Raw genomic sequence first — 23185 nt, forward strand, 5'->3', positions numbered from 1 at the left:
ACCGTCGAGCCTTGGTCGATCGTCAGCCAGCCATTCGCCAGCACCTTGATCGTGCCGCCGGACATGTTGGAGACGGTCTCGTGGGCGAACTCCGCCGTGCCCTTGACGTTGACCGCGCCTGAATTGTTCAGCGTGCCGTCCTTGAGGACGCTGGTGCCGTCGAGTTCCAGCGTGCCGGCGATGGTGACCGTGCCGCCGCTGATGGTGGCGGTGTCGACGATCAGCGTCGTGCCGGCATCGGCCTTCAGTGTGCCGCCGGCATTGTTAATTCCGGCGAGCGTCTTCAGCGTGCCGGCAAACAGCTCAATCGTGCCGGAATTGGTGATCGTGGTGCCGCCGGCGAAATCGCCACCGCCCTTGAGCGTCAGATAGCCGGCGTTGGTGAGCACGCTACTGTCCAGGAACTCGGCCTTGCCACCAACCGAGATCGTGCTTGCCGTAAAATTGGTGAGCTTCGAATCGGCCTTGAGGCTGATCTCGCCCGCAATCGTCAATGCACTCTTGTTGATGACTTCCGGTGCCCTGTGGCCGACGGTAGTATCATAGTCGTTCATCGTGATCGACTTGGCATAAGCAGCCGCGTCGATCGTCACCGGATAGGACGGCGTCAGCCCGTGCAATTGATCCGTGATGACGATGACGTCGTCATTGATGGTGGGGACCGTGCCGGTTTCCCAGTTGGCCGCGTCCTTCCAGAAGCCGCCGGAGGGAGCGCCGGCATGGTCGGTGGCGATCCACACCACGGCGGGAGCGTCGGTGCCGGTGATCGTGACGGTGATGGTCTGCTGGGAGGTGGCGCCTTGCGCGTCCTTGAGCGTCACGGTGTAGACCAGCGTCAGCACCTCACCCTTGGGGATGAAGTCGGCGAGATAGACCGGCAGGTCAGCCAGCGACCAGTTGATGGTGCCGGTGCCGTCTCCGGTGCTATCGGCGCCCGCGGCGATCGCGACCGACATCGCGCTCTGGAACGCCGCGAGCGGGCCCGGCGGAACGCTACCGTCAGGCAGGGTCGCGCTGGTCAGCTTAACCGCGACCGTGTGGGTGTCGGTGAGGTCGACATCCTTGAAGGTCAGCGTGCCCGAAGTCGGCACCTCGCTGGTGAGCGGGCCACCCGGCACGCTGGTGCCGCCTTCGAAGATGATGACCGGAACGCTGGTGGTGATCACCGGCTTGTCGTTGGTGCCGGTGATCGTGATGGTGATGTCGATGGTCGACGCTTCGGGATTGACCGAGAAATTACTGTTGACGCGGACCTTGTAGGTCAGCGTCAGCGTCTCACCCGCCGCGAGAAAGTCGAAGACGTGGTCGGGAATCGTGTAGGTCCAGACCGCCGAGCCGTGGTTGGTGTTGCCGCCATTGGCGACCACGTCGATGTTGATCAGCGTCGCAGCAATGTCCTGCTTCTGGAGCGCGGTGAGCGATCCGGTGACATCGTGCAGCCCGGCGTCGTTGTAGACGTAGTTGGGCGCGTCGGCGACGCTCATGCTCACAGTCGGCCGGTCGCCCAGATTCTGGTCGTCGAAGGTGATCAGGCCGGAGATGGTATCGTAATGGGTTGTGTCGCCGGTCGTGTCCGCGCGCTCGGTCAGCGGGAACGCCTTCTGCACATTGCCATTGAGATCGAGGCTGCGCGCAAGGGGCGGGCCGGGAATGCGGGTGCTGGTCGCCGGATCATGGCCGGGCCCCTGCGATGTCGGCTCAGGGAGATGCGTGAAGGTCGCGGTCGCGGTGGCACCGGTATCCGTCTTGATGAAGACAACGTTGCCGGTCTGCGTGATCGAGTCGGTGAAGTTCTGGGTCAGCTTGGTGTTGCTGTTGTTGTCCGTGAACTTCAGCGTGAACACGTCGGTGATCAGCTTCTGGATGTCCGGCGACATCAGCGCATTGGAGATCGAGACGTTGCCGCCGCTGATCTGGATCATCTGGCCGGCCTGGTTGACCGTCGCGATCGGCAGCAGCGTGACCTTGTCGAACAGGATGTAGGAGCCGGTCGTGCCGTTCGGCTCGACCAGCACCTGGAAACTCACCTGCGGCTGCGGATCGCCGCCGCCGGCGGGAACGACGAAATTGATCTGGTTCAACACCGCCGTGCCGCGGATGCCCATCGTGGCGACCGGCGTGTCGATCTTCATATCGCCGTGCTTGGCGGTCTCGCCAGCGACGAAGGTGATGGTGCCCGCGACCAAGCTGAGCAGCGAGGAATTGTTCGACCCGTTGGGGTCGTAGACCATCTCGTTCAGCACCATCCGCGCGTTGGAGGACAGGCCGAACACGGTGCCGTCGATGAAGGTGATGCCGAGCGTCGAGTCGCCGCCGGTCGAGACCACGTCGCCCTTCTCGACATTGTCGCCGTTGTTCAGGACGATCGACACGCCGTTGCGGACCGCGGTGGCGCTGCCGGAGAGCTTGGTGACGTGGCCGATGACCTGGGCCGCGGCAATGCCGGAGGCGGCCTGCGCGTATTGCACATGGCCCGTGAGCGCATTGACGATATCGCCGGTGAGGTGGGCACCATCGGGCGAGGCGATCGCCGCGCGCTTGTCACCCCTGAAGTAATCGTGAACGACGAACTCGTGACCCTCATGGGACACCACGAGGTCGGCGCCGGCGCGCTTGTACTCGCCGTGAAAGATCAGGTTCGGGTCGGCAACAACGACCGCGCCTTCGGGCACGTGACCGTGTGCCTTCGCGGTAAAGGAATCAACATGGCTACCGGCGGGCGATAGGGAACCCAAGCCGTCCAAGGAAATCGCGGCGTCAAATTTGCCAGCGTAATTCAATCCGGGCACCAAAAAAGGAGTTAAAATCTAAGTAAGTATCGCTCGCCTAAACTTGCATATCATTACCAAGTCCTTAGCGAAACCACCTATTGCTTGTGTGATTTGGCATCACCAAGCGGTCGATGCTCTCAGGCGGCTGGGCGCCCGCAGAGAAGCCAAAGTAATTTTTGGAATACTCATAAGTAAAATAGCGCTTATTTTCGCTCACTTCCAGTAACCCCATGTATTCCGTTGTAGAAATCCTACAATAGATACTTATGTCATCTTTTGTTCGTGGATCCCCGCACCACCCTGCGGCAAATACGGGGCCAAATCTGTGATCCAACTAACAGAAGCCGTGAAATAGCGAGCCGTTAGCCATAAGGCGCAGAATTAGTTCCGCGACAACTTGTGCCTGCAATTGGTCCTTCTTCGCGGCAACTGCCGCCCTCCTAGCCGGCGAATCGTAAAATTTTACGCAATTTGAGCAGGCCCATTTCAGCCTGTTGCCCGGTTTTGGGACCCCAGCCGGGCGCGTTAAGCAGAACAAAACCGGCGGCCTCGCACTATCTCCGCGAAAGCAACAAAGCCCAGCACGTGCAGGTCGAGGGGGACCTGGCGAAGCCGGAAGGGGATGTCAAATGGAGACCGCTGCTCGCTCGCGCGCTTGGCGCGCAATCGTTGTGCTGTGCGGATTGATCCTGCTCGGATCGGCCGCCGAGCTTCGCGCTGGAACACTACTGTCGCCGGGGGCCGGCGTCCTCGTGCGCAAATCCGCCGAGCCGTTCGGCGTGTTCGCCTTCGCTATCTCCGCCGGCAGCCTGCAACAGAAATGGCTCGCGCTGAGGTCCAGGCTCGACGATGACATGGTGCAGCTCGCGCTGTGCGACGGCGACCGGGACGATTGCGCGTCGCCCGCTGCGCTGAAACTGCTCGCCATCGTCGACCAGGCCCGCAGCCGTGACGGCCGCGCTCTGCTGGGCGAAATCAATCGCGCGATCAACCTCGCCATCCGTGCCGCCGATGACGGTTCCGAGGACGTCTGGAGCTCGCCGCTCGCGACTTTCGCGCGTGGCGCTGGGGACTGCGAGGACTATGCCATTGCCAAGCTCGCCGCCCTGCGGCTCGCGGGCGTCGCCACCGAAGATCTCCGCATCGTCGTCGTGCGTGACGTCAGGGCCGGCGAAGAGCATGCGGTTGCCGCTGCACGGCTCGACGGCCACTGGCTGATGCTCGACAACCGCCGCATGGCAATGGTCGAGGACGACGCTGCGCGGAGCTACCAGCCGTTGTTCGTGCTCTACCGGTCGGCCGTGATGAAATATGTCGACGAACCCGTGCGGTTCTCGATGGTCGCCGCCGAGGCGCGTTGATTTTCTTATAGGCCGGGATGGAGCCGCCGGGGTCGGCGCACAGCGCCGCTCGATGACGGGCTCCGCGATGCCGCCTGTCGCACGAATCCCGGATTGCGCTGCGCTCCATCCGGGCTACCAGCACAAAGTACGCTTACCCACAAACCCATTCCACAGCGCGATCCGGGACGCTAGCATGGCCGCGGCTATGCGGGGGCGACTGGAATGCGGTTCATCGTGCTGACTGTGCTTGCGCTGCTGGCCTTGCCGGCGGCTCCAGGCTTCGCGCAATCCAGCCCGTCCGACCGCTCCGTCGCCGACAGGCTGCCGCTGTTCGCCAGGAACAACTGCCAGCAGATCCGCGATCCCGGCAATCAATTGTTCTGCGGTGATGCCGAGCTTGCCGCCGCCGCCGAGAAGCTGAGTACGGGAATCGAGGCGCGGCTTGCCCGCCTGCCCGATCGCCTGCCTGGGATCGAGGAGAACGCGATCTGGGTTCGCCAGCGCAACCTCGGTTGCGGCATCGTCGGCCAGACCGCGATCCGCACCGACGATTTCGACCGGGTGAAGGCATGTCTTCTCAAGGTGACCGATGAGCGCGCCGCGATCGTGCGCGATCAGGATTTCGACTGTCTCGCGGCCAACACCGCCGCGGGCGCGCTGATCTGTGCGGACCCGTCGCTGGCGCTTGCCGAGACCGAGTTGAACAGCCAGGTTCTCGGCCTGATCGGCAAGCTCGATCCGACCGCGGCCCGCTTTGCCTTCGCCGAATATGGCCGGTGGACGCGGGAGCGCGATCGCAAATGCAATCTGGTCGGCAAGGAGAACGTGCCGCTCGGGGAGCTCGAATCCGCGGAGGACTGTCTTGCCGGCTATCTGAAGCACAAGGCCGACGAGATTGGCGCGGCGAAGGGCGATCCGAAGAAGGTGTTCGGCCGGCAGGTCGCAGCCCGCGCGCCCGACACCGATGCCGTCGATTTCTGCGCCGCGCGAATTCACGCGGCCAATTCCTGCGGCAACTTCCTCCGCATCAACCGCGTCTACGCGCTCGACAGCCAGGTGGGCGAGCAGGAGGCGCAGGTCACGGGCGAAATCGAGATGGCCGTGCTTGCACCCTTCGCCACCTGCAGCAAGATCGCCACGACGTGCACGGGCACCTGCTGGAACGCCACAACGGGTCGTCCGCAGCCTGGCGTCGGCAACAAGGAGCGCTCCGCAGACGCCTTCAACGTCACACGCCGCCTGCGGATCCAGCGCACCTTTGCGTTTGTGAAAGCTGCCGACGGCTGGCGCTGCCGGGAAGACGAACTGGCCCCGGTGAATTCAGGCACCGCCGGTGGGGGATCGTAGGGCTGTGTGCTCTCCCTCTCCCCGTTCTTACGGGGTCGCGACGAGCTTCGCTGGCGCTGAGAGGGTGGGGTGAGGGGCTGCTTCAGCGAATCCGGTGACGTTAGACTCGCGGAGAGCCCCCTCACCCGGAATTTGCTGCGTACATTCCGGCCTCTCCCCGCATGCGGGGAGAGGCGAAGAAATCAAAACATCAGATTGTCCTTCACCAGAACCCAGCGGCCGCCCTTGACCTGCTGCACCTGGGTGATGGTGTTGGCGAGGTGGTCGGTCTTGGAGAATTTGGTCGGCGGCGAGTTGAAGATGTCGAGGAATTTGTCGCCCGATTCCAGCGCGTCCAGCATCTTCTGCCCGGTCAGATCCTTGCCCGCCTTGTTGGCGTAGAACGCAAACGTCGTCACCGCGTTGTAGCCGATGATCGCCTGGGTGTTGGCATCGGTGTTGAACATCTTCTTGTAGTTGATGAGCCAGTCGTGGACCTTGCCCTTGGCGGTGTCCTCGTAGGGGATCTCGAAGCCGCTCGCCGCATAGAGGCCCTCGACGGCGTCCTTGCCGAGCGCCGGCACTTCCAGCACGTTGGTCGGCGTCGCCCCCAGGAAAGTAACGTCCCAACCGAGCTTCTTCGCCTCTGTCATCGCTCCGATGGTCTCGCGGATTACGGTGCCGAGCACGACGAGGTCGCAGCCGTCGGACTTCATCTTGGCGATCTGCGCGCTGAAATCGGAGGCGCCGCGCTTGTAGCTCGTCACCGATGCCGGCTGCAGCTTCATGGCCGTCAATTGCTGGGTGAAGCCGTCGAGCACGTTCTTTCCGTACTCGTCATCCTGATGCATGATGCAGGGCTTCTGGAAGTTCTTCCACTCCACCATGTATTTCAGCGCGGCGCGCGTGCTCTCGACATAGGGCAAGAGGTTGTTGAACTTCAGCCGCTCCTGCGGCTTGGCCGGGTCGAATTTGAAGGTGAACTCGGCGGCGGTCAGCGGGAAGAGCTGGAGGACGCCGGCATCGAACAAGATGTCCTGCGCGGCGAGCGTCGGCGCCGATCCCATCGAGCCGATCATTGCAAATATCTTGTCGCGCTCGACCATCTTCTGGGACGCCAGCACGCCCTTCTTCGGATCGTAGCCGTTGTCCTCGAGGATCATCCTGATCTTGCGGCCATTGATGCCGCCGGCCGCGTTGATTTCCTCGACCGCCATCTTCATGCCGTTGGAGACCGGCACGCCCCAGACCTTGATCGGCCCCGACAGATCCTGATGGGTGCCGATGACGATCTCGGAGGCCGAGATGCCTTCATTGGTGACCTTGGTCTGCGCCGCGGCAGGCAAACAGGTGAGCACCACCGCGCCTGCCGCAAAGCCGAACGTTCTCAACGATCTCGACATTGACGTCTCCTCTCCTTGGGGCCCTTATGATGCGAAGGGTGGGGCCATCACTCCTTCGCTGTTATTCAAACAGGATTGTTCAAGCCACCGCCCGCGTCGGATACATTGCGTCGATCTCGGCGGCATAGCGCTTGTTTACGAAGCCGCGCTTCAGCTTCATGGTCGGCGTCAGCTCCTCGTCCTCCGGAGTGAGTTGCCGTTCGATCAGATAGAATCTCTTGATGGTCTCGACGCGGGCGAAATTGGCATTGACCGCTTCGATCTCGCGCCAGATCAGGTCCTGGATCTCCGCCGCGCGGCACAGGCTGGCATAATTGGTGAACGGGATGTCGTGGTCCTGCGCGAACTTCTCGACATTCTCCTGGTCGATCATCACGAGGCAGGTGAGGTATGGCCGCTTGTCGCCAATCACCACGGAATCCGAGATGTAGGGCGAGAATTTCAGCTGATTCTCGATCTCGGACGGCGTGATGTTCTTGCCGCCCGAGGTGATGATGATGTCCTTCATCCGGTCGGTGATGCGGACGAAGCCCTCATTGTCGATGCTGCCGACGTCGCCGGTATGCAGCCAGCCGCGACGGTCGATGGTCTCTGCTGTCCTCTCCGGCTGGTTCAGATAGCCCATGAACAGGAAGTCGCCCCTGATCAGGATCTCCCCGTCGGGCGACAGCGCCACTTCACCCCACGACACCGCCTTGCCGACCGAGCCGAGCTTGATCCGCTCCGCCGGCATCATGGTGGCGACCCCGCAATTCTCGGTCTGGCCGTAGACCTCATGAATGTCGATGCCGAGCGCGAGATACCAGCGGATCAGCTCCGGCGCGATCGGCGCCGCGCCGGTGAAGGCGATGCGGCAACGGTCGAGCCCGATCATGCGGCGAATGTTGCGGAATGCGAGCCGATAAGCGATGCCGTTCGCGATACGCAACGACAGCGGCGGCGGTTTCCCTTCGATCCTGCAATCGACCATGCGATAACCGATATCGATGGCGCGGCGGTAGACCCATTGCTGCAGCGGCGTCGCGTCCTTTAGGGCGATAGTGATCGCGGAATAGAATTTCTCCCAGATCCGCGGCACCGCGAGGAAGATGGTCGGCTGCACCTCGCGCAGATTGTCCGGCACGGTCTCCGGACTCTCGGCAAAATTCATCACCGAGCCGAGCGCGACCGAGATGTAATAGCCGCCGATCCGTTCGGCGACGTGGCAGAGCGGCAGGAAGATCAGCCGGTCCTCGTTCTCGCGCGCCGGAATGAAATCGTTGGCGTGCCGCATCTGGTGCGTGACGCTGCGGTTGGCGTGCATGGCGCCCTTGGGCGGGCCCGTGGTGCCGGATGTATAGACGAGGACCGCGAGATCGCTCGCACTGCGACTGTCGACCATTTCCTGCCATAGCGCGTCACGGCCGGCCATGTGGTTGCGCCCGAGTGCGCGGAACTCTTCGAGCGACATCACCATGTCGTCGGAGAAGCCGCTGAGGCCCTCCATGTCGAACACGATGATCTTTCGCAGAGAGGGACAGCGTGCGCGACAGGCCAGGACCTTGTCGAGCTGCTCCTCGTCCTCGGCGAAGATCACATTCGTCCGGGAATCGTTGACGAGATATTCGACTTGGGATGAGGCATCGGTCGGATAGATCCCGGAAGAGACGCCGCCGGCGCACAGAATGCCCATGTCGACATGGACCCATTCCGGCACGGCGTTGGCGATGATGGAAGCAACGTCGCCGGGCCTGAAGTCGATGGCGTGCAGCGCGTAGGCGATCTCCTTCGAGATCTCTAGCCATTCGCGCCAGCTGGTCGGCTGCCAGATCCCAAATTTCTTCTCGCGTATAGCCGGCCTGTCGCCCCGCGTTTCCGCGGCGCGCAAAAAGCTCTTCGCGATCGTGTCAGCGACCGTCAGCACCGCCGGTCGGGCCATTCACGTCTCCTCCTTGTCGCGTTCCCCCCGCTGCCTGCCTTGCCGGCGGTCTATTGTTTCGGACGGGTCTCCCGATCTAACGCCAATTCTTCCTTCAACGCCAAGTCTTGCTTAAACGCCGAGTCTTGCTTCAACACCAAGTCTTGCTTCAACGCCAAGTCTTCTTCTTTTTCCAGCGCCGCTCGCCTCGTGCGCCCGCTTCCTTGGCGCCAAGGTAGAATTCCTGGATGTCCTTCGAATGCATCAAACGGTCGCAGCTGTCGTTCATCACGATCCGGCCGATCTCCAGCACATAGCCATAATGCGCCGTCTCCAGCGCCACCTTGGCGTTCTGCTCGACCAGCAGGATCGACATGCCCTGCTCCTCGTTGACGCGGCGTATGATGGCGAAGATCTCCTTCACCAGGATCGGCGACAGTCCGAGCGAGGGCTCGTCGAGCAGCAACAGCGTCGGCCGGTTCATCAGCGCGCGGCCGATTGCGAGCATCTGCTGCTCGCCGCCGGAGAGCTGTCCGGCCGGCTGGTTGATGCGCTCCTTCAGCCGCGGGAAATAGCCGTAGACGCGCTCCAGATCCTCGGCAACGCCGTCACGATCCTTGCGCGGATAGGCACCCATCATCAGGTTCTCGCGCACGGAGAGGAACGGGAACACCTCGCGTCCCTCCGGCACGTGGCTGAGGCCCAGCCGCACGATCCTGTCCGCCTCCATGCGCTGGATCGACTTGCCCATGAACTCGATGGCGCCCTTCTGCGGATCGAGAATGCCCGAGATCGTCTTGAGCACCGTGGTCTTGCCGGCGCCGTTGGCGCCCAGCAGCGTGACGATGCGGCCGCGCGGCACTTCGAGCGAGATGCCGCGGATCGCCATGATCGGCCCGTAATAGCTCTCGATGTTGGAGAGTTTCAGGATGATGTCTGGTGTCACCACGGCATCCATCGCGTCAGGCTCCCAGATAGGCGGCGACGACATCGGGGTGCTGCTGCACCTCAGTGGGCGAGCCCATCGCCAGCACCCGGCCGTAGTTCAGGGCGATGACGCGGTCGGAGACGCGGTTGACCAGTGACATGTCGTGCTCGACCATGAGCACGGTGACGCCGAGCTCGCTCCTGAGGTCGCGGATCCAGAACGACATGTCGTCGGTCTCCTCCACGTTGAGGCCGGAGGACGGCTCGTCGAGCAGGATCAGCTTCGGCTCCGAGCATAGTGCGCGCGCCAGCTCGATCACCTTGCGCACGCCGTAAGGCAGACCCGAGATCAGCTTGTCGCGGTAGGGTTCGAGATCGAGGAATTCGATGACCTGCTCGACCCTGCGGCGATGCACCTTCTCGTCGGCCCGTACGCCCGGTAGGAACAACAGTTCCTGCCAAAGCTGCGTGGTCGAATGCCGGTGGCGTCCGACCAGCAGGTTCGAAAGCACCGTCGCGTTCTCGAACAGCTCGATGTTCTGGAACGTGCGGGCGATGCCGAGCCTTGCGATGTCGTGGGGCGGCTGCTCCGTGATGTCCTGATCCTCGAAGAAGATGCGGCCGGAGGTCGGCCGGTAGATCCGCGAAATCAGGTTGAAAATCGAGCTCTTGCCGGCGCCGTTCGGCCCGATGATCGAGAGGATCTCGCCCCTCTCGACCGCGAAAGACACCGCATCGACGGCCTTCAGCCCGCCGAAATGCAGCGACAAGCTCTCGGCGCGAAAATAGCTCATCGGTTGCGCTCCGACTTCACGTAGATCTTCTGCCGCTTGAAAGTGGCGCGTTTGTAGAGCGGGAACAGCTGGAAGAAGAGTTTGATCTTGAGCCAGCGGCCGTAAAGCCCGAGCGGCTCGAACAGCACGAACAATACGATGATGATGCCGTAGATCGCGCCTTTCAGGCCGTTGAGTGAAGCAAAGGCCGCGACCTTGGACTGGACATTGGCGGCGGTCTGCGTGCCCGCTCCGAAGGTCGCGGCAATGCCGGCGATGATGCCGGGCATGTCGTCCTTGAGGTAGGTCAGGAACGGATCGATCATCACGATGAAGATCGCCCCCAGCACCGCGCCGTGCAGGCTGAAGGTGCCGCCGATCAGGATTACGATGATGAACTCGATCGAGAGTTGGAGCGTGAACATCTCCGGCGAGATGAAGGAGAGCTTGTGCGCGAACAACACGCCGGCGAAGCCGGTGATCGCCGCGGAGATCGCAAAGGACTTCACTTTGTACAGCGCGACGTTGACGCCCATGCTGCGCGCCGCGGTCTCGCTGTCGCGGATCGCGACGAAGGCGCGCCCCGTGGGCGACCGCAGCAAATTGAGCGTGCCGACGATGGTCAGCACCAGCACCGCGAGGCAGAGGAAATAGAAGGTGGGGCTGTCGCGCGAGACGGCGACCCCAAACAGCGACACCGCCTTGATCCGCATGCCCTCGTTGCCGTTGGTGACGCTCTCCCAGCGCGCCAGAATCTCCTCGACGATGAAGGCGAAGGAGATGGTGGCGATGACGAGGTAGATGCCTTGCAGCCGCAGCGCGGGGAAGCCGACCAGCGCACCGATCAGCCCGGTCAGGAGCCCGGCGGCGAGAAAGTAGACCGGGAACGGCACACCATATTTTTGCAAATAAGCCGCCGTATACGCACCGATCGCGAGAAACGCCGCATGCCCGAGTGAGGCCTGCCCGGTGAAACCCGTCAAGATCAACAACGCCACTCCGACCGTCGCGTAGATACAGACGAAGACGAGCTGGCTCATCAGATAGCTGGAGAGCACATAAGGCGCGATCAGCAGCACGGCCAGCAGGAGACCGTACGAGACGTAATAGCCCGAATGCGGAAACAGCCTGATGTCGTCCTCGTAGTCGGTCTTGAACAGGAAGCGCATGCGTTCAGACCTTCTTGCGGACGTGAAGGCCGAACAGGCCTTCGGGCTTGAGCAAGAGCACGGCGAGCAGCACGATATAGGGCGCGACGTCCTTCCAGCCCTCGGCCAGATAGAAGCCGGCCATGCTCTCGATGACGCCGATCAGAACGCCGCCGACGACGGCGCCGGGGATCGAGCCGAAGCCGCCGAGCACGGCGGCCGGAAACGCTTTCAGGCCCAGCACCAGACCGACATTGGAATGGATGAAGGTGATCGGCGCCAGCAGCACGCCGGCGCAGGTCGCAACCGCCGCGCTGATCGCCCAGACGATCGACACCACGCGCTTGACCGGGATGCCCATGTAATAGGCCGCCAGCATGTTCTCGGAACTGGCGCGCATCGCGGTGCCGAGCGTGGTCTTGTTGAAGAACAGCCAGAGCAGCGCGCAGAGGATGACCGTCGCCGCGATCACCGAGAGCTTGTCATGGGCGAGCACCAGCGAACCGATCCGCAGCACGCCCTGGCTGAAGGGCGTGTCGATCTTGAAATCGTCGGTGCCCCAGATCATGCCGGAGACCGAGCGCAGGAAATAGCCGAGCCCAATGGTGGCCATGATGATGGAGAATTGCGGATAGCCGAGGATCGGCCGCACCACCACGCGCTCGGCCAGCATGCCGAACAGCGCCATCGCCGCCACCGCGCCGGCAAAGCCGATCCAGTAGTTCAGCCCCATCATGCCGATGAAGGTGAAGGCAAAGAAGCCGCCCAGCATCATCAGATCGCCCTGGGCGAAATTGACGACCTCGGTGGCCTTGTAGACGAGCACGAAGCCGAGCGCGATCAGGCCGTAGACGCAGCCGAGCGCAACACCGCTGACCAGCTGCTGAACGAAATCCAGCATCGTCGCGCATCCTCCCGATACAACCGGCGGTTCTTCCTGACCGCCTTGCCGCATCTTGTGTTCAGTCGCTACGCAGTCGTTTCGCTGCGTTCGCGCCATTCGTCCCTTCGCCAATTCAGCCTGAACCGCCAAGCGCTGTCAACAAACGGTGACTTGCCATTAGTCCAATCCGGATGACGGAATTTGCCGCAGCGCGATTCACTGTGCCGAAACATCTTCGGAGCATGGTCGCGAGCGATGCAAAACCGCAAGGTGTGGCCGTGATGAAGCGGGACGACTCGGCGCTCGAAGTCCTGGGGTTAACGAAGCGTTTTGACCGTCTGGCGGTCGATAACCTCGATCTCACCATCCATGCCGGCGAATTCTATGCGCTGGTCGGCCCCAACGGCGCCGGCAAGACCACCACTTTGCGCATGGTTGCAGGCCTTTTGCGGCCCGATGCCGGCGCAGTCTCCATCTTCGGCATCGATGCGCTCCAAAACCCCGTCGCCGCCAAGCAGGTGATGGCGTGGGTCTCCGACGAGCCCATGATCTATGACAAGCTCACGCCGCTCGAATATCTCGAATTCGTGGCCGGTCTGTGGGGCATCGCACCATCGGCCTCGGAACCGGTCGCCGCGGAGCTCCTGAACTCGCTCGGGCTCGAGCCGCACCGGCACGAACGCTGCGAGGGTTTTTCCAAGGGCATGCGCCAGAAGGTCGCCCTCGCCGGCGCCCTGGTGCACGATCCCCGCCTCATCATCCTCGACGAGCCGCTGACGGGACTGGACGCCGTCTCCGCCCGCCATGTCAAGGGACTCCTCAGCGAGCGCGTCCGCGCCGGCTGCACCGTCATCATGACCACGCATATCCTCGAGGTCGCCGAGCGCATGGCCGACCGCATCGGCGTGATCGCAGCCGGCCGGCTGGTTGCGGAGGGCACGCTGACCGAGCTGCGGCAGCAAAACGGGCATGCCGATACCAGCCTGGAAGATCTCTTCATCGCACTGGTGACGCTCCAGGAAGCCGCATGAGCTCGGCCACCGCGCTGTCCTGGTTCGCCCGCCACGAGCTCCGGCTCGCCTGGCGCGAATGGCTCGCCATGATGACCGGCGGGCGGCGCAAACGAACGCGTGCCGCGGTGATCGGCCTGCTGTTCTTCGCGGCGCTGCTGCACGTGCCGGCCTGGGCGGTGATCGGCCGCTTCGCCGACCTGCAATTGCCGCTCGACAAATCCTCGCTGATCGTGATCTCGGCGACGATTTTTCTCGCCTGGACGCTGATGCTGTCACAGGCGATCGAATCGGTGACCCGGGTGTTTTACGCCCGCGCCGATCTCGACCTCATCATGTCCTCACCCGCGACGCTGGCCAATCTGTTCTCGGTGCGCATCGCCGCGATCGCGCTCACCGTCACGGTGATGGCGCTGCTGTTCTCGACACCCTTTATCGACGTGCTGGTGTTCGGGGGCGGCGCGCGCTGGCTCGCCGCGTTCGGCGTCGTCGTCGCCATGGGCCTGTCGGCCGCAGCGGTCGCGATCGCCGTCACTATCCTGCTGTTCCGCCTGATCGGTCCGGCGCGGACACGGTTCGTCGCCCAGATCCTCGCCGCGATCATCGGCGCCGGCTTCGTGATCGCGCTCCAGGTCGCGGCAATCATGTCCTACGGCACGCTATCGCGCTTCACCATCCTGACCTCGGATAGCCTGGCCGCTTACGCGCCCGATGCCGACAGCATCTGGTGGTGGCCGGCGCGGGCGGCGATGGGGGACGCCGAGGCGCTGCTGCTGCTCCTGGCACTCGGGCTCGTGTTGCTCGGAAGCGTCATGGCGATCTTCTCGAGCCGCTTTGCAGACACGGCGATCGATGCCGCCGCCTATGGCGCGTCCGGCCGTCGCAGCGCGAAGGAGCGCCCGTTTCGCGGCGGATCGCGGCAGCATGCCCTGCGGCGCAAGGAGTTTTCGCTGCTCTGGCGCGATCCCTGGCTGATCTCGCAGACGCTGATGCAGCTGCTCTATCTGGTGCCACCGGCGCTGCTGCTCTGGCGCAACTTTGCCGACAGCTCCGCGGCACTGACGCTGATCACGCCCGTCATCGTCATGGCGGCGGGACAACTCGCCGGCGGGCTTGCCTGGCTGACGATCTCGGGCGAGGACGCGCCCGACCTGGTTGCAACCGCGCCATTGACGCCGTCGAGCGTCGTCCGCGCCAAGATCGAGGTGGTGCTGATCGCGATCGCCGTCATCTTCTGCCCGTTGATCGCGGCGCTCGCTTTCGCCTCGGCGTTCCAGGCCGCGGTCAGCGCCGGTGCGGTCATCGTCAGCGCGGCCTCCGCCACCGCAATCCAGCTCTGGTTCCGGGTGCAGGCCCGGCGCAGCCAATTTCGCCGCCGCCAGACCTCGTCGCGGCTTGCGACCTTTGCCGAGGCGTTCTCCTCGATCGGCTGGGCTGCCAGCGCTGCCCTAGTGCTCACGCTGCCCATCGTCGGTCTCGTCAGCGGCCTGATCACCGCGAGCCTCGTCGCCATCACCTGGAAGTTTAGCCCGCGGCGGTAGTGACAATGGGCCGGCGTGAGGGTGCGACACTGACGCGCTGTTGATCGCGCGCTGTTGGCCACGCGTTGCATTGCACGCTAGACTTTCCCCTGAAGTCATCGGGGATGGATTCATGCGGCGACTGGTTTCGGTGGCTCTGGCGCTGTTCGGCGCAACTCTGTCGCATGCCCTCGCCCAACAGCCACAGCGCAGCGAATGCCTGGCGATGGCCAATGCTGCGCCGCGCCTCATGTCGGTCGCGTTCAAGCAGGCGGCGGCCGCGGCCGAGGTCGAGATCACCTATGCCGGCCATTCCACCTATTTCATCGACACGCCCGGCGGCTTGCGCATCGCCACCGACTATAGCGGGGCCTACCAGGTGGGCCGGCTGCCCGATGTCGTCACCATGAACCGGGCCCACAGCACGCACTACTCTTTATATCCCGACAAGCGCATTCCACGTGTGCTGCATGGCTGGGGCGAGGACGGCAAGCCGGCCATCGTGTCGGAGCGCATCGGCGACACCTTCATTCGCAACGTCACGACCGACATCCGCCGCTATTTCGGCGACGATTCCGGCGCCGACATGATCCGTGACGGCAACTCCATCTTCATCTTCGAGGTCGCGGGCCTCTGCATCGGCCATCTCGGCCATCTTCACCACAAGCTCGACGACAGCCATTTTGCCCAGATCGGGCGGCTCGACATCGTGATGGTGCCGATCGACGGCACCTACACCATGTCGCTCGACGGCGTCTCCGAGATCACCAAGCGGCTGCGCGCCTCGGTCGTGCTGCCGATGCACCGCTTCGCCACCCCGCTCGACGATTTCATGCAACGCATCGGCCAGCAGTTCGAGATCGATCGCCGCATGGAACGAAGTTTCCGGATGTCCCGGGATGCGCTGCCGTCGAAGCCGACGGTGATCATCCTCGACGGGGTGTGAGGCGCGAAGTCGGAACGCATCAGCCTCCTCCGACTTGGTTGCTTCGAGATCAGTTACGATCGGAGCAATCATGAGCAGACGGTTGCTGGCCATAGGCTCATTTGCGGCCATTTACCTGCTGTGGGGTTCCACCTACTTCGCCATCACTTTGGGCCTGAAATCGATTCCGCCATTTCTGCTGATGGCGTTACGTTCGTTCTGTGGCGGCATCTTGTTGCTGGCCATGAGTGCCGGTGAGGTCGCGAACGTATCCGCGCAGGCATGGATAAGGGCGAGCCTGTGCGGGCTCCTGTTCTTTGTCGGTTGCCACGGCGTACTCGCCTTCGCGCAGCAATCGGTTCCGTCGGGCGTCGCGGCCATCGTGCTGGCCACGATCCCGTTCTGGATCCTGCTGATCGATGTCTTGTTCCCCGGCGATCAGCGACCGAAGCCCCCCGCCCTGCTCGCTCTCGCGCCGGGCTTCTTCGGCGTCGGACTCGTGGCGTGGCAAAACGTCGAGCAGGCTGGCATCAGCATCCTTCCCGTCGTCTGGCTGCTGGCTGCGGCCTTGTCATGGTCGGCCGGGACTGTCTTGTCCCGGAGCATGTCGAGCCTGGCATCCGCTATCCTGCTTTCGGGCATCCAGCTTTCGATCGGCGGCACCGTGTTGTTCGCGATCAGTTGGCTGACAGGCGAGATCGGAAACTTCAGGCCAAGCGAGGTTTCGCTGGTCTCGCTCGCAGCGGCGCTTTGGCTGATCATCGCTGGCAGCGTGATCGGATTCGTCGCCTACAACTGGCTTTTGGAAAACGTCTCGACCTCGTTGGTGTCGACCTACACTTTCGTCAACCCGGTGATCGCTGTGCTGCTCGGCACTGTCGTGCTGAACGAGCCATTTTCGCGCATGATGCTGCTTGGTGCGGGTCTCGTCATTGTCTCCGTGATCGTCATTTGGCTTGCGGAACGTTCAACGAGCCGACCAACGAACGAAAAGTCTAATCCTGGCATAGGGCATCTGTCGCCCAACAAGACTTGACGGCGGGCGCCGCGCAATTTTCTCCAAGTCGGCTGCCGGCCGGTCGTGCTGATCTCCTCGCAACAGGAGATCGACATGACCGACTTAGCGAGATTATTGCACGCGGACGGACCGAACCCCGAGCACGCGGCGGCGCTGCGGCTTTACGGCCGTTTCGTCGGCGATTGGGACGCCGAGATCACCGCCCATAAACCCGATGGAACGAAACACACCGCGCCCGGCGAAATCCATTTCGGCTGGGTGCTGGAGGGCCGCGCCGTGCAGGACGTCTGGATCATTCCGCGCCCGGCCGGCAGCCCGGCCTTGCCGGTCGCCGGCAATTGGTACGGCACGACGCTGCGGGTCTACGATCCTACTATCGATGCCTGGCGGATTTCCTGGTTCGATCCCGGTCGCTGCATATTCCGCCAGCAGATCGGCCGTCCACGCGATGCCGACATCGTGCAGGAAGGCACGACCGAAGCCGGCGACCTGACGCGCTGGAGTTTTACGGAAATCACAGAGGATTTCTTCCATTGGCTCGGCGAGGTCAAGCCGGCCACCGCAACCGATTGGCGGCTGGTGGTCGATGTGAGGGCGAAGCGGCGCAACGGTTGACGACGGCGCCGCTGTGCCCGTGATGCCGGGTGCGGTTGCGCAACGCGCGCTGCTGTGTGCGATGACGAGGTGCTAGGCTCCCCGAACAAGAAGCATTCATAAGGGGAGCGCACGCCCATGGCTGCAAGCGGTCTGCCCACCAACACGAGCGGGTTATTCGTCGAGCCGCGCGAGGACTGGCTCGCGCTGCATCAGGAGGAGATCATCGATCCCTTACGGCCGATCGTCGATCCCCATCACCATCTCTGGAATCGCGGGCACCGCTATCTGATCGAGGAGATGGCGGCCGATATCGCCTCCGGCCACAACGTCATCGCCACCGTCTATGTCGATTGCCGCTCGATGTATCGTGCGCACGGGCCAGAAGCATTCCGGCCGGTGGGCGAGGTCGAGTTCGCCAATGGCGTCGCCGCGATGAGCGCCAGCGGCGGTTACGGCAAGGCCGCGATTTGCGCCGGCATCGTCAGCCACGTCAATCTGCTGCTCGGCGATGCCGCAAAGCCGGTGCTGGAGGCCGAGATCGCGGCAGGCAACGGTCGCTTCCGCGGCATCCGGCATTCCTCGGCGTGGGACCCGGATCCTGCTGTCGCCGGCATGTATGCGAACCGGCCGCAGGGATTGCTGCAGGACCCGACCTTCCGCAGGGGCTTCGCCTGTCTCGCGCCGCTGAATCTGAGCTTCGATGCCTGGCTGTTCCATCCGCAGATCGGCGAGCTGACCGAGCTCGCCCGCGCATTTCCCGACACCAGGATCGTGCTCGACCATTGCGGCGGTCCGGCCGGAATCGGCCGCTTTGCCGGGCGACGCGAGGAGGTGTTTCCGCAATGGCGGGCGTCGATCCAGGAGATCGCCAAATGCGAGAACGTGGTGGTGAAGCTCGGCGGGCTCGCGATGTGCCTGCTCGGCTACGACTTCCATTTACGCGAGAGGCCGCCGTCATCCGAGGAGCTTGCCGCCGCGTGGCGGCCTTACGTCGAGACCTGCATCGAGGCGTTTGGACCCAAGCGCGCGATGTTCGAGAGCAACTTCCCGCCGGACAAGGGCCAGTGCAGCTACCAGGTGATCTTCAACGCCTTCAAGCGTATCGCGGCGCCCCTGAGCGAGACCGAGAAGACGGCGTTGTTCTCGCAGACCGCGAGCAACTTCTACCGGCTCGATTTGCCTTAAAAAGGATTGCCGTCATGACGAGAACAGGGGCCGGGATCTTGATCCCGGCCCCCGTTCCGTCGTGACCGCTGGGAAGCGTCCTTGAAACTGATTGAACTCTAGCCGGCGCCCATCAGCGAGGCCGGACGGCGCTCGCCGGTGGAGACGAAGATCTTCTTGAGCTTGTTGACGACGCGGATCAGGAAGCCGATCATCACGGGATTGGTCTTGCGGCAGAACGCGATCTTCTTGACGTGGCCTTCGACATGCCATTTGGCATGCGCGCCGTTGCGGAAGAAGATGACGTCGCCTGGGCCGTAGCGCTTCGGCGGCATGCCGTCGCTTTCGAGCACGATCGACCCTTCCATGATCATGATCGTTTCGTCGATATCGTAGTACCAGTTGAAGCGCCCTTCGGTGCAGGCCCAGATGATGGTCGAAGCGGTGCCGTCGGCGCTGGTGGACAGGATGTGCGAGCGCGACACCGGATTGCCTTCGATGATCCAGGACGGTTCGATCGGCCGGAGCTCGAGGTCTACATTGCAACTGCTGATTTCAATCAATGTACGCGACATCTGTTTCCCCAGGGGATAAATATGATCCGCCGGGTCTCGGCCCGGATTGTTCAAAGATGGCGGGAACGCTAGTAGCCGGTTTTTAATTCTTTCTTACGCAGGGGCCGACAATCAGCCGCAAGTTGCAGACGCGAAACGGTTAACGTCGCAATTTCCCTGCAATTTCGCGCACATGAACCCTTCTTTTCCGGGGTGCGACAAAGTGCGCGAAGCTATCTGAAAGGAGCCATGCCGATGCCCCTCACCCCGGAGATTCTGACAGCCGAAGGCGAGGTCATCGCCTGGCTCGGCAGCCTCGATGTCTCCTTCGCAACCGAAGAGGAGCCCTGGTTCACGGTCGACGGCATCGACAGCCCCCGGCAGATCGGCAGCGACGGCTCCGGCGGCGCGTTCGTGCTGCTGCCGTCTCAGAACGTGCTCTACGTCTCATCGGAAGGCCGCGCGGGAATCATCGCGGAAAGTTTCGAGGCTTTCGTCCAGCTCGTCGTGGCGCGCCCCTATTGGCTCGACATCCTCAAATTTTCCGCCGGCGGTGACCTCCATGAAATGCGGCGGGCGGCCGACGCGCTGGAGGCCACACTCGACGACGAGGACGACGTCAACGAGGCCCGCGAGCAAATCCGCAACGGCCTCGACTTGCCCGAGGCGAATGATCCGGTCGGTGCGCTCTACGACGCGGTAGCGGCCTCCGACGCCGTCGTGCGGGCCACCGACGGCAGCCCGTTCACGACGCTGTTCAACCGCTTCAGCATCGACAACAGCCCGATGCTGCGCAACGCGGCGGCGTAAGAGGTGCCTTGAGGATCCTTGCTCGGCCTGCATGGTTCGAGACGCGCCGTAACCGGCGCTCCTCACCATGAGGATCCAAGATGTCGCAACGAATCAAGACCTCATCCTGAGGAGCCCGCCAGCGGCGGGCGTCTCGAAGGATGGACTGCAAGACGCGTTACTTCGCCCATTCGCCCTTGCGAAACACCGGCACTTTGCTGCCGTCGGCCAGAATGCCGTCGATGTCGGTCTCGGCCGAGCCGATCATCCAGTCGATATGGATCAGGCTCTGGTTGCCGCCTTGCGCCGCGATCTGCTGCGGCGTGAGCTGCGCGCCGTTGACGAAGCACTTCGAATAGCACTGGCCGAGCGCGATGTGCGAAGCTGCGTTCTCGTCGAACAGCGTGTTGTAGAACAACAGCCCACTCTGCGAGATCGGCGAGGAATGCGGCACCAGGGCCACCTCGCCGAGACGGCGCGCGCCCTCGTCGGTGTCGAGCACCTTGTTCAGTACCTCCTCGCCGCGCGAAGCCTTGGCGTCGACGATCCTGCCGTCCTCGAAGCGCACCGCGATGTTGTCGATCAGCGTGCCCTGGTAGGACAGCGGCTTCGAGCTCACAACATGGCCGTAGACGCGCCGACAATGCGGCGTGGTGAAGACCTCTTCGGTCGGGATATTGGCGTTGCAGCTGATGCCGTTCTTGGAGAGCGAAGCGCCGCCCTCCCATTCATGGCCGTCGGCGAGGCCGATCGTGAGGTCGGTGCCCGGTCCTGAATACTGGAGCGCGCGGAAACGCTGGCCGTTGAGCCAGTTGGTGCGCTCGCGCAGCACCGCGTTGTGGCTCGCCCAATTGGCCGGCGCGTCCTCGCGATCGACGCGGGACGCCGCGAAGATCGCATCCGCAAGCTTGCCGATCGCGACCTCTTCAGGATCGTTCGGAAAGACCTGCTTCGCCCAGGACGGGCTCGGATAGGCAATGATGTTCCAGTTGGTGTCGAAATTGACGATCTTTTCCAGCGCGGGCTGATAGGCCATGGAATTGGCCTTGCTGGCGCGCGCGACCTTGGATGCATCTTCGCCCGAGAGCAGCATCGGATTGTCGCCGACGATGGCGAGACGCGCGGTGTTGTTCGAGAACGCCTTGGCCATGCCCTCGTAGAGCCAGTTGGCGGCGCGATCGAAGCTGTCGTCGTGGCCGTGGCGGTAGCGCGCCAGCGTCATCTCTTCGTCGGAGAGAATGGGCGTCACGATGCCGGCGCCGGCCTTGTACGCATGCACGGCAATCCGCCGCACCAGCGGCAACGCGATCGCAGGCGCCGTCAAAAGCAGATCCTGGCCGGGCCGCAAGCCCAGGCCCACCTTCACCGCCACCTCGGCCAGCCGGTCGAGCTTCACGGGATCGATGGGAGTGGAGGTGATGCGTTGATCAGTCATGCCGAATCCTCTGCCGAACGTCTCTCGCTCAATCTAAGTCTAGCATCGCGAGACACAAGTGCGCGAGTGCCTTGCGACACCCCAAAGATACGCAGTTTCGCGCATTTTGGTTTTCAACGCGTTGCCGATTTCAGCACCCGGTCGACCATGGCGGGAGCAAGGCCGAGGTAATTTTTCGGTGATGTCAGCGCCTCGATCGTGGCACGATCGATTCTGACGGAGACGCGGGAATCGGACGACAGTGCGTCCGCCAATGTCAGACCTTTCTCATTGGCGAGCCGGCAGGCGTCATAGACCACGTCATGGGCCTCCTGCCGCCCGATCTGCGGCGCGAGCCCCATCATGACGGCTTCGGCCACGATCAGACCGCGGCTGACGGCGAGATTCTCGTTCATCTTGCTTTCGTCCACGATCAGGCCGGCGAGCGCGAACTTCGCCTGATGCAACGCGCCGGCGGTCAGCACGAAACTCTCGGGGATAGCCATCCATTCGGCGTGCCAGGGCCCGGTGGCGCGCTCGAAATCCTGCACCATGGCATCCAGCATGAGGCCGGCGTGCTGGCGCACCGCCTTGGACGCCGCAAGCATCAGTTCCGAGGAGATCGGGTTGCGCTTCTGAGGCATGGTCGAGGAAGCACCGCGTCCCTTGACGAAGGGCTCGTAGACCTCCGCGAATTCGGTCGAGGCCATGATCATGACGTCGAGCGCGATCTTGCCGAGCGAGCCGGTGATGAGCGCCAGGAAATTGACGGCCTCGGCAAAACCGTCGCGTGCGACGTGCCAGGTCGAGGCGGGAACGCCGAGCCTCAGTTCGGCGCAGAGCGCTTCCTGCACCTCGAACCCCTTGTCGCCGAGCGAGGCCAGCGTGCCGGCGGCGCCGGCGAACTGGCCGACCAGAACGCGCGGCTTCAATTCACTGATGCGCTCGGCGTGGCGGTCGAACATCGCGAGCCAGATCGCGGTCTTGTAGCCGAAGGTCACCGGCAACGCCTGCTGGAGATGGGTGCGCCCCGCCATCGGCGTGTCGCGGTAGCGCTTCGAGAGGGCGGCGAGGATTGTGCGCAGCGCGGCGATGTCCTGCTCGACGATCTCGAGCCCGGCGCGCAGTTGCAGCACCACGGCGGTGTCCATGATGTCCTGCGTGGTCGCTCCCCAATGCACATAGCGGCCGGCATCGCCGCATTGCTTCACCATCTGATGCACTAGCGGCAGGATCGGATAGCCGACGACATCGGTCTCCTGCCGTAACAGGTCGAAATCCAGCGCGGCAACGTCGGTCCGCGCCGCGATCTGATCGGCCGCGTCCTGCGGAATCACCCCGCATCTCGCTTCCGCCTTCGCCAGCGCCACCTCGACCTCGGCATAGCGCGCGACCGTCGCGATATCGGAAAACACCTCCCGCATCTGCGGCGTGCCGAAGGCATCGCGGAACAGCATGGAATCGAGCACGGTGGTTGAGGCATGAAAAGCGGGCATGGGCGTTTCTTCGTGGTTGGTGTTTTGTGTGAGGGCAGCTTACGCACACGGAGCTGTTCGGCAATGGACATTCACTATTCGTCAGGTATTCAATGCTGTCGCGAAGGCCAGGACAACATAGGAAGCTGCCGCACGCCATTGCCTCAACACCGTCATTGCGAGGAGCCCTTGCGACGAAGCAACCCACGCTAGCTCCGCGGCGGCAGGATGGATTGCTCGCAACGCCG

Annotated in this window: 19 protein-coding genes; 9 read left to right on the forward strand and 10 right to left on the reverse strand. The window is 63.2% G+C overall.

The features are described 5' to 3' along the window. Nucleotides 1-2780 (reverse strand): VCBS domain-containing protein (locus IVB47_RS21660; RefSeq protein WP_247464131.1); only part of this gene is annotated, 2780 nt, incomplete at its 3' end. A gap of 620 nt (nucleotides 2781-3400) precedes the next feature. On the opposite strand from IVB47_RS21660, the gene IVB47_RS21665 reads away from it, so the two are divergent. Next, entirely contained in the window at nucleotides 3401-4132 is a 732-nt protein-coding gene (locus tag IVB47_RS21665; RefSeq protein WP_247464134.1) for a transglutaminase-like cysteine peptidase, read from the forward strand. A 204-nt stretch (nucleotides 4133-4336) separates the two neighbouring features. After that, entirely contained in the window at nucleotides 4337-5461 is a 1125-nt protein-coding gene (locus IVB47_RS21670; RefSeq protein WP_247464137.1) for a lysozyme inhibitor LprI family protein, read from the forward strand. Nucleotides 5462-5643: 182 nt separating this feature from the next. Here IVB47_RS21670 and IVB47_RS21675 read toward each other — a convergent pair whose 3' ends face one another. The 6 genes from IVB47_RS21675 to IVB47_RS21700 all read right to left on the reverse strand — a co-directional run bounded on the left by IVB47_RS21675 (nucleotide 5644) and on the right by IVB47_RS21700 (nucleotide 12489). Next, nucleotides 5644-6843 carry an ABC transporter substrate-binding protein gene (locus IVB47_RS21675; RefSeq protein WP_027570084.1) on the reverse strand — a complete coding sequence of 400 codons (1200 nt, stop codon included), beginning with the start codon at nucleotides 6841-6843 and terminating at the stop codon, nucleotides 5644-5646. A gap of 79 nt (nucleotides 6844-6922) precedes the next feature. Continuing rightward, entirely contained in the window at nucleotides 6923-8761 is a 1839-nt protein-coding gene (locus tag IVB47_RS21680) for an AMP-dependent synthetase/ligase (protein WP_247464140.1), read from the reverse strand. Between the two features lie 148 nt (nucleotides 8762-8909). Further along, on the reverse strand, nucleotides 8910-9698 hold the full coding sequence (locus IVB47_RS21685) for an ABC transporter ATP-binding protein (protein WP_247283233.1): 789 nt from the start codon (nucleotides 9696-9698) through the stop codon (nucleotides 8910-8912). 4 nt (nucleotides 9699-9702) lie between these two features. Further along, nucleotides 9703-10461 carry an ABC transporter ATP-binding protein gene (locus IVB47_RS21690; protein WP_247464143.1) on the reverse strand — a complete coding sequence of 253 codons (759 nt, stop codon included), beginning with the start codon at nucleotides 10459-10461 and terminating at the stop codon, nucleotides 9703-9705. Beyond that, nucleotides 10458-11609 (reverse strand): branched-chain amino acid ABC transporter permease, encoded by a 1152-nt coding sequence (locus IVB47_RS21695; RefSeq protein WP_247283228.1) that lies wholly within the window; start codon nucleotides 11607-11609, stop codon nucleotides 10458-10460. Before IVB47_RS21695 ends, IVB47_RS21690 begins: the two co-directional genes overlap by 4 nt. A gap of 4 nt (nucleotides 11610-11613) precedes the next feature. Beyond that, nucleotides 11614-12489: a branched-chain amino acid ABC transporter permease gene (locus tag IVB47_RS21700; RefSeq protein ID WP_027570079.1), complete on the reverse strand. Its 876-nt coding sequence runs from the start codon at nucleotides 12487-12489 to the stop codon at nucleotides 11614-11616. Between the two features lie 263 nt (nucleotides 12490-12752). Between IVB47_RS21700 and IVB47_RS21705 the strand changes: the two genes are divergently transcribed. From IVB47_RS21705 to IVB47_RS21730, 6 genes are all read left to right on the forward strand, one after another. After that, entirely contained in the window at nucleotides 12753-13502 is a 750-nt protein-coding gene (locus IVB47_RS21705; RefSeq protein WP_027570078.1) for an ABC transporter ATP-binding protein, read from the forward strand. Further along, entirely contained in the window at nucleotides 13499-15022 is a 1524-nt protein-coding gene (locus IVB47_RS21710; protein WP_247464145.1) for a permease, read from the forward strand. The genes IVB47_RS21705 and IVB47_RS21710 overlap by 4 nt, the downstream gene beginning before the upstream one ends. 112 nt (nucleotides 15023-15134) lie before the next feature. Further along, entirely contained in the window at nucleotides 15135-15947 is an 813-nt protein-coding gene (locus tag IVB47_RS21715; RefSeq protein WP_027570076.1) for an MBL fold metallo-hydrolase, read from the forward strand. Between the two features lie 70 nt (nucleotides 15948-16017). Next, entirely contained in the window at nucleotides 16018-16962 is a 945-nt protein-coding gene (locus IVB47_RS21720; RefSeq protein ID WP_247464147.1) for an EamA family transporter, read from the forward strand. Nucleotides 16963-17037: 75 nt separating this feature from the next. Continuing rightward, nucleotides 17038-17559, forward strand: coding sequence for a hypothetical protein (locus IVB47_RS21725; protein WP_247464149.1), 522 nt, complete (start codon nucleotides 17038-17040; stop codon nucleotides 17557-17559). A gap of 117 nt (nucleotides 17560-17676) precedes the next feature. Then, complete coding sequence (locus tag IVB47_RS21730; RefSeq protein WP_247464151.1) at nucleotides 17677-18726, forward strand: amidohydrolase family protein; 1050 nt, start codon at nucleotides 17677-17679, stop codon at nucleotides 18724-18726. Nucleotides 18727-18824: 98 nt separating this feature from the next. On the opposite strand, the gene IVB47_RS21735 is transcribed toward IVB47_RS21730, so the two are convergent. Continuing rightward, the gene (locus IVB47_RS21735; protein WP_027570072.1) at nucleotides 18825-19280 is read right to left on the reverse strand and encodes a cupin domain-containing protein; all 456 of its coding nucleotides are present in this window, start codon (nucleotides 19278-19280) and stop codon (nucleotides 18825-18827) included. 234 nt (nucleotides 19281-19514) lie between these two features. On the opposite strand from IVB47_RS21735, the gene IVB47_RS21740 reads away from it, so the two are divergent. Further along, a complete protein-coding gene (locus tag IVB47_RS21740; protein ID WP_247464153.1) occupies nucleotides 19515-20069 on the forward strand; it encodes a hypothetical protein in 555 nt (184 codons plus the stop codon). Between the two features lie 157 nt (nucleotides 20070-20226). On the opposite strand, the gene IVB47_RS21745 is transcribed toward IVB47_RS21740, so the two are convergent. Both IVB47_RS21745 and IVB47_RS21750 read right to left on the reverse strand, forming a co-directional pair. Further along, nucleotides 20227-21483, reverse strand: coding sequence for an aminopeptidase (locus tag IVB47_RS21745; RefSeq protein WP_027570071.1), 1257 nt, complete (start codon nucleotides 21481-21483; stop codon nucleotides 20227-20229). A 113-nt stretch (nucleotides 21484-21596) separates the two neighbouring features. Beyond that, a complete protein-coding gene (locus IVB47_RS21750) occupies nucleotides 21597-22958 on the reverse strand; it encodes an adenylosuccinate lyase family protein (protein WP_247464155.1) in 1362 nt (453 codons plus the stop codon). Nucleotides 22959-23185 lie beyond the last annotated feature (227 nt).

The organism is Bradyrhizobium sp. 62 (genome assembly GCF_023073035.1).
Classification (GTDB): Bacteria; Pseudomonadota; Alphaproteobacteria; order Rhizobiales; family Xanthobacteraceae; genus Bradyrhizobium.

Excerpts from the sequence above, each read along its gene's own strand:
- IVB47_RS21730 (WP_247464151.1), top strand. The coding sequence starts at position 17,677 with ATGGCTGCAAGCGGTCTGCCCACCAACACGAGCGGGTTATTCGTCGAG.
- IVB47_RS21665 (WP_247464134.1), top strand. The coding sequence starts at position 3,401 with ATGGAGACCGCTGCTCGCTCGCGCGCTTGGCGCGCAATCGTTGTGCTG.
- IVB47_RS21725 (WP_247464149.1), top strand. The coding sequence starts at position 17,038 with ATGACCGACTTAGCGAGATTATTGCACGCGGACGGACCGAACCCCGAG.
- IVB47_RS21685 (WP_247283233.1), bottom strand. The coding sequence starts at position 9,698 with ATGGATGCCGTGGTGACACCAGACATCATCCTGAAACTCTCCAACATC.
- IVB47_RS21720 (WP_247464147.1), top strand. The coding sequence starts at position 16,018 with ATGAGCAGACGGTTGCTGGCCATAGGCTCATTTGCGGCCATTTACCTG.
- IVB47_RS21680 (WP_247464140.1), bottom strand. The coding sequence starts at position 8,761 with ATGGCCCGACCGGCGGTGCTGACGGTCGCTGACACGATCGCGAAGAGC.
- IVB47_RS21675 (WP_027570084.1), bottom strand. The coding sequence starts at position 6,843 with ATGTCGAGATCGTTGAGAACGTTCGGCTTTGCGGCAGGCGCGGTGGTG.
- IVB47_RS21690 (WP_247464143.1), bottom strand. The coding sequence starts at position 10,461 with ATGAGCTATTTTCGCGCCGAGAGCTTGTCGCTGCATTTCGGCGGGCTG.
- IVB47_RS21695 (WP_247283228.1), bottom strand. The coding sequence starts at position 11,609 with ATGCGCTTCCTGTTCAAGACCGACTACGAGGACGACATCAGGCTGTTT.
- IVB47_RS21750 (WP_247464155.1), bottom strand. The coding sequence starts at position 22,958 with ATGCCCGCTTTTCATGCCTCAACCACCGTGCTCGATTCCATGCTGTTC.
- IVB47_RS21745 (WP_027570071.1), bottom strand. The coding sequence starts at position 21,483 with ATGACTGATCAACGCATCACCTCCACTCCCATCGATCCCGTGAAGCTC.
- IVB47_RS21700 (WP_027570079.1), bottom strand. The coding sequence starts at position 12,489 with ATGCTGGATTTCGTTCAGCAGCTGGTCAGCGGTGTTGCGCTCGGCTGC.
- IVB47_RS21710 (WP_247464145.1), top strand. The coding sequence starts at position 13,499 with ATGAGCTCGGCCACCGCGCTGTCCTGGTTCGCCCGCCACGAGCTCCGG.
- IVB47_RS21715 (WP_027570076.1), top strand. The coding sequence starts at position 15,135 with ATGCGGCGACTGGTTTCGGTGGCTCTGGCGCTGTTCGGCGCAACTCTG.
- IVB47_RS21740 (WP_247464153.1), top strand. The coding sequence starts at position 19,515 with ATGCCCCTCACCCCGGAGATTCTGACAGCCGAAGGCGAGGTCATCGCC.
- IVB47_RS21705 (WP_027570078.1), top strand. The coding sequence starts at position 12,753 with ATGAAGCGGGACGACTCGGCGCTCGAAGTCCTGGGGTTAACGAAGCGT.
- IVB47_RS21670 (WP_247464137.1), top strand. The coding sequence starts at position 4,337 with ATGCGGTTCATCGTGCTGACTGTGCTTGCGCTGCTGGCCTTGCCGGCG.
- IVB47_RS21735 (WP_027570072.1), bottom strand. The coding sequence starts at position 19,280 with ATGTCGCGTACATTGATTGAAATCAGCAGTTGCAATGTAGACCTCGAG.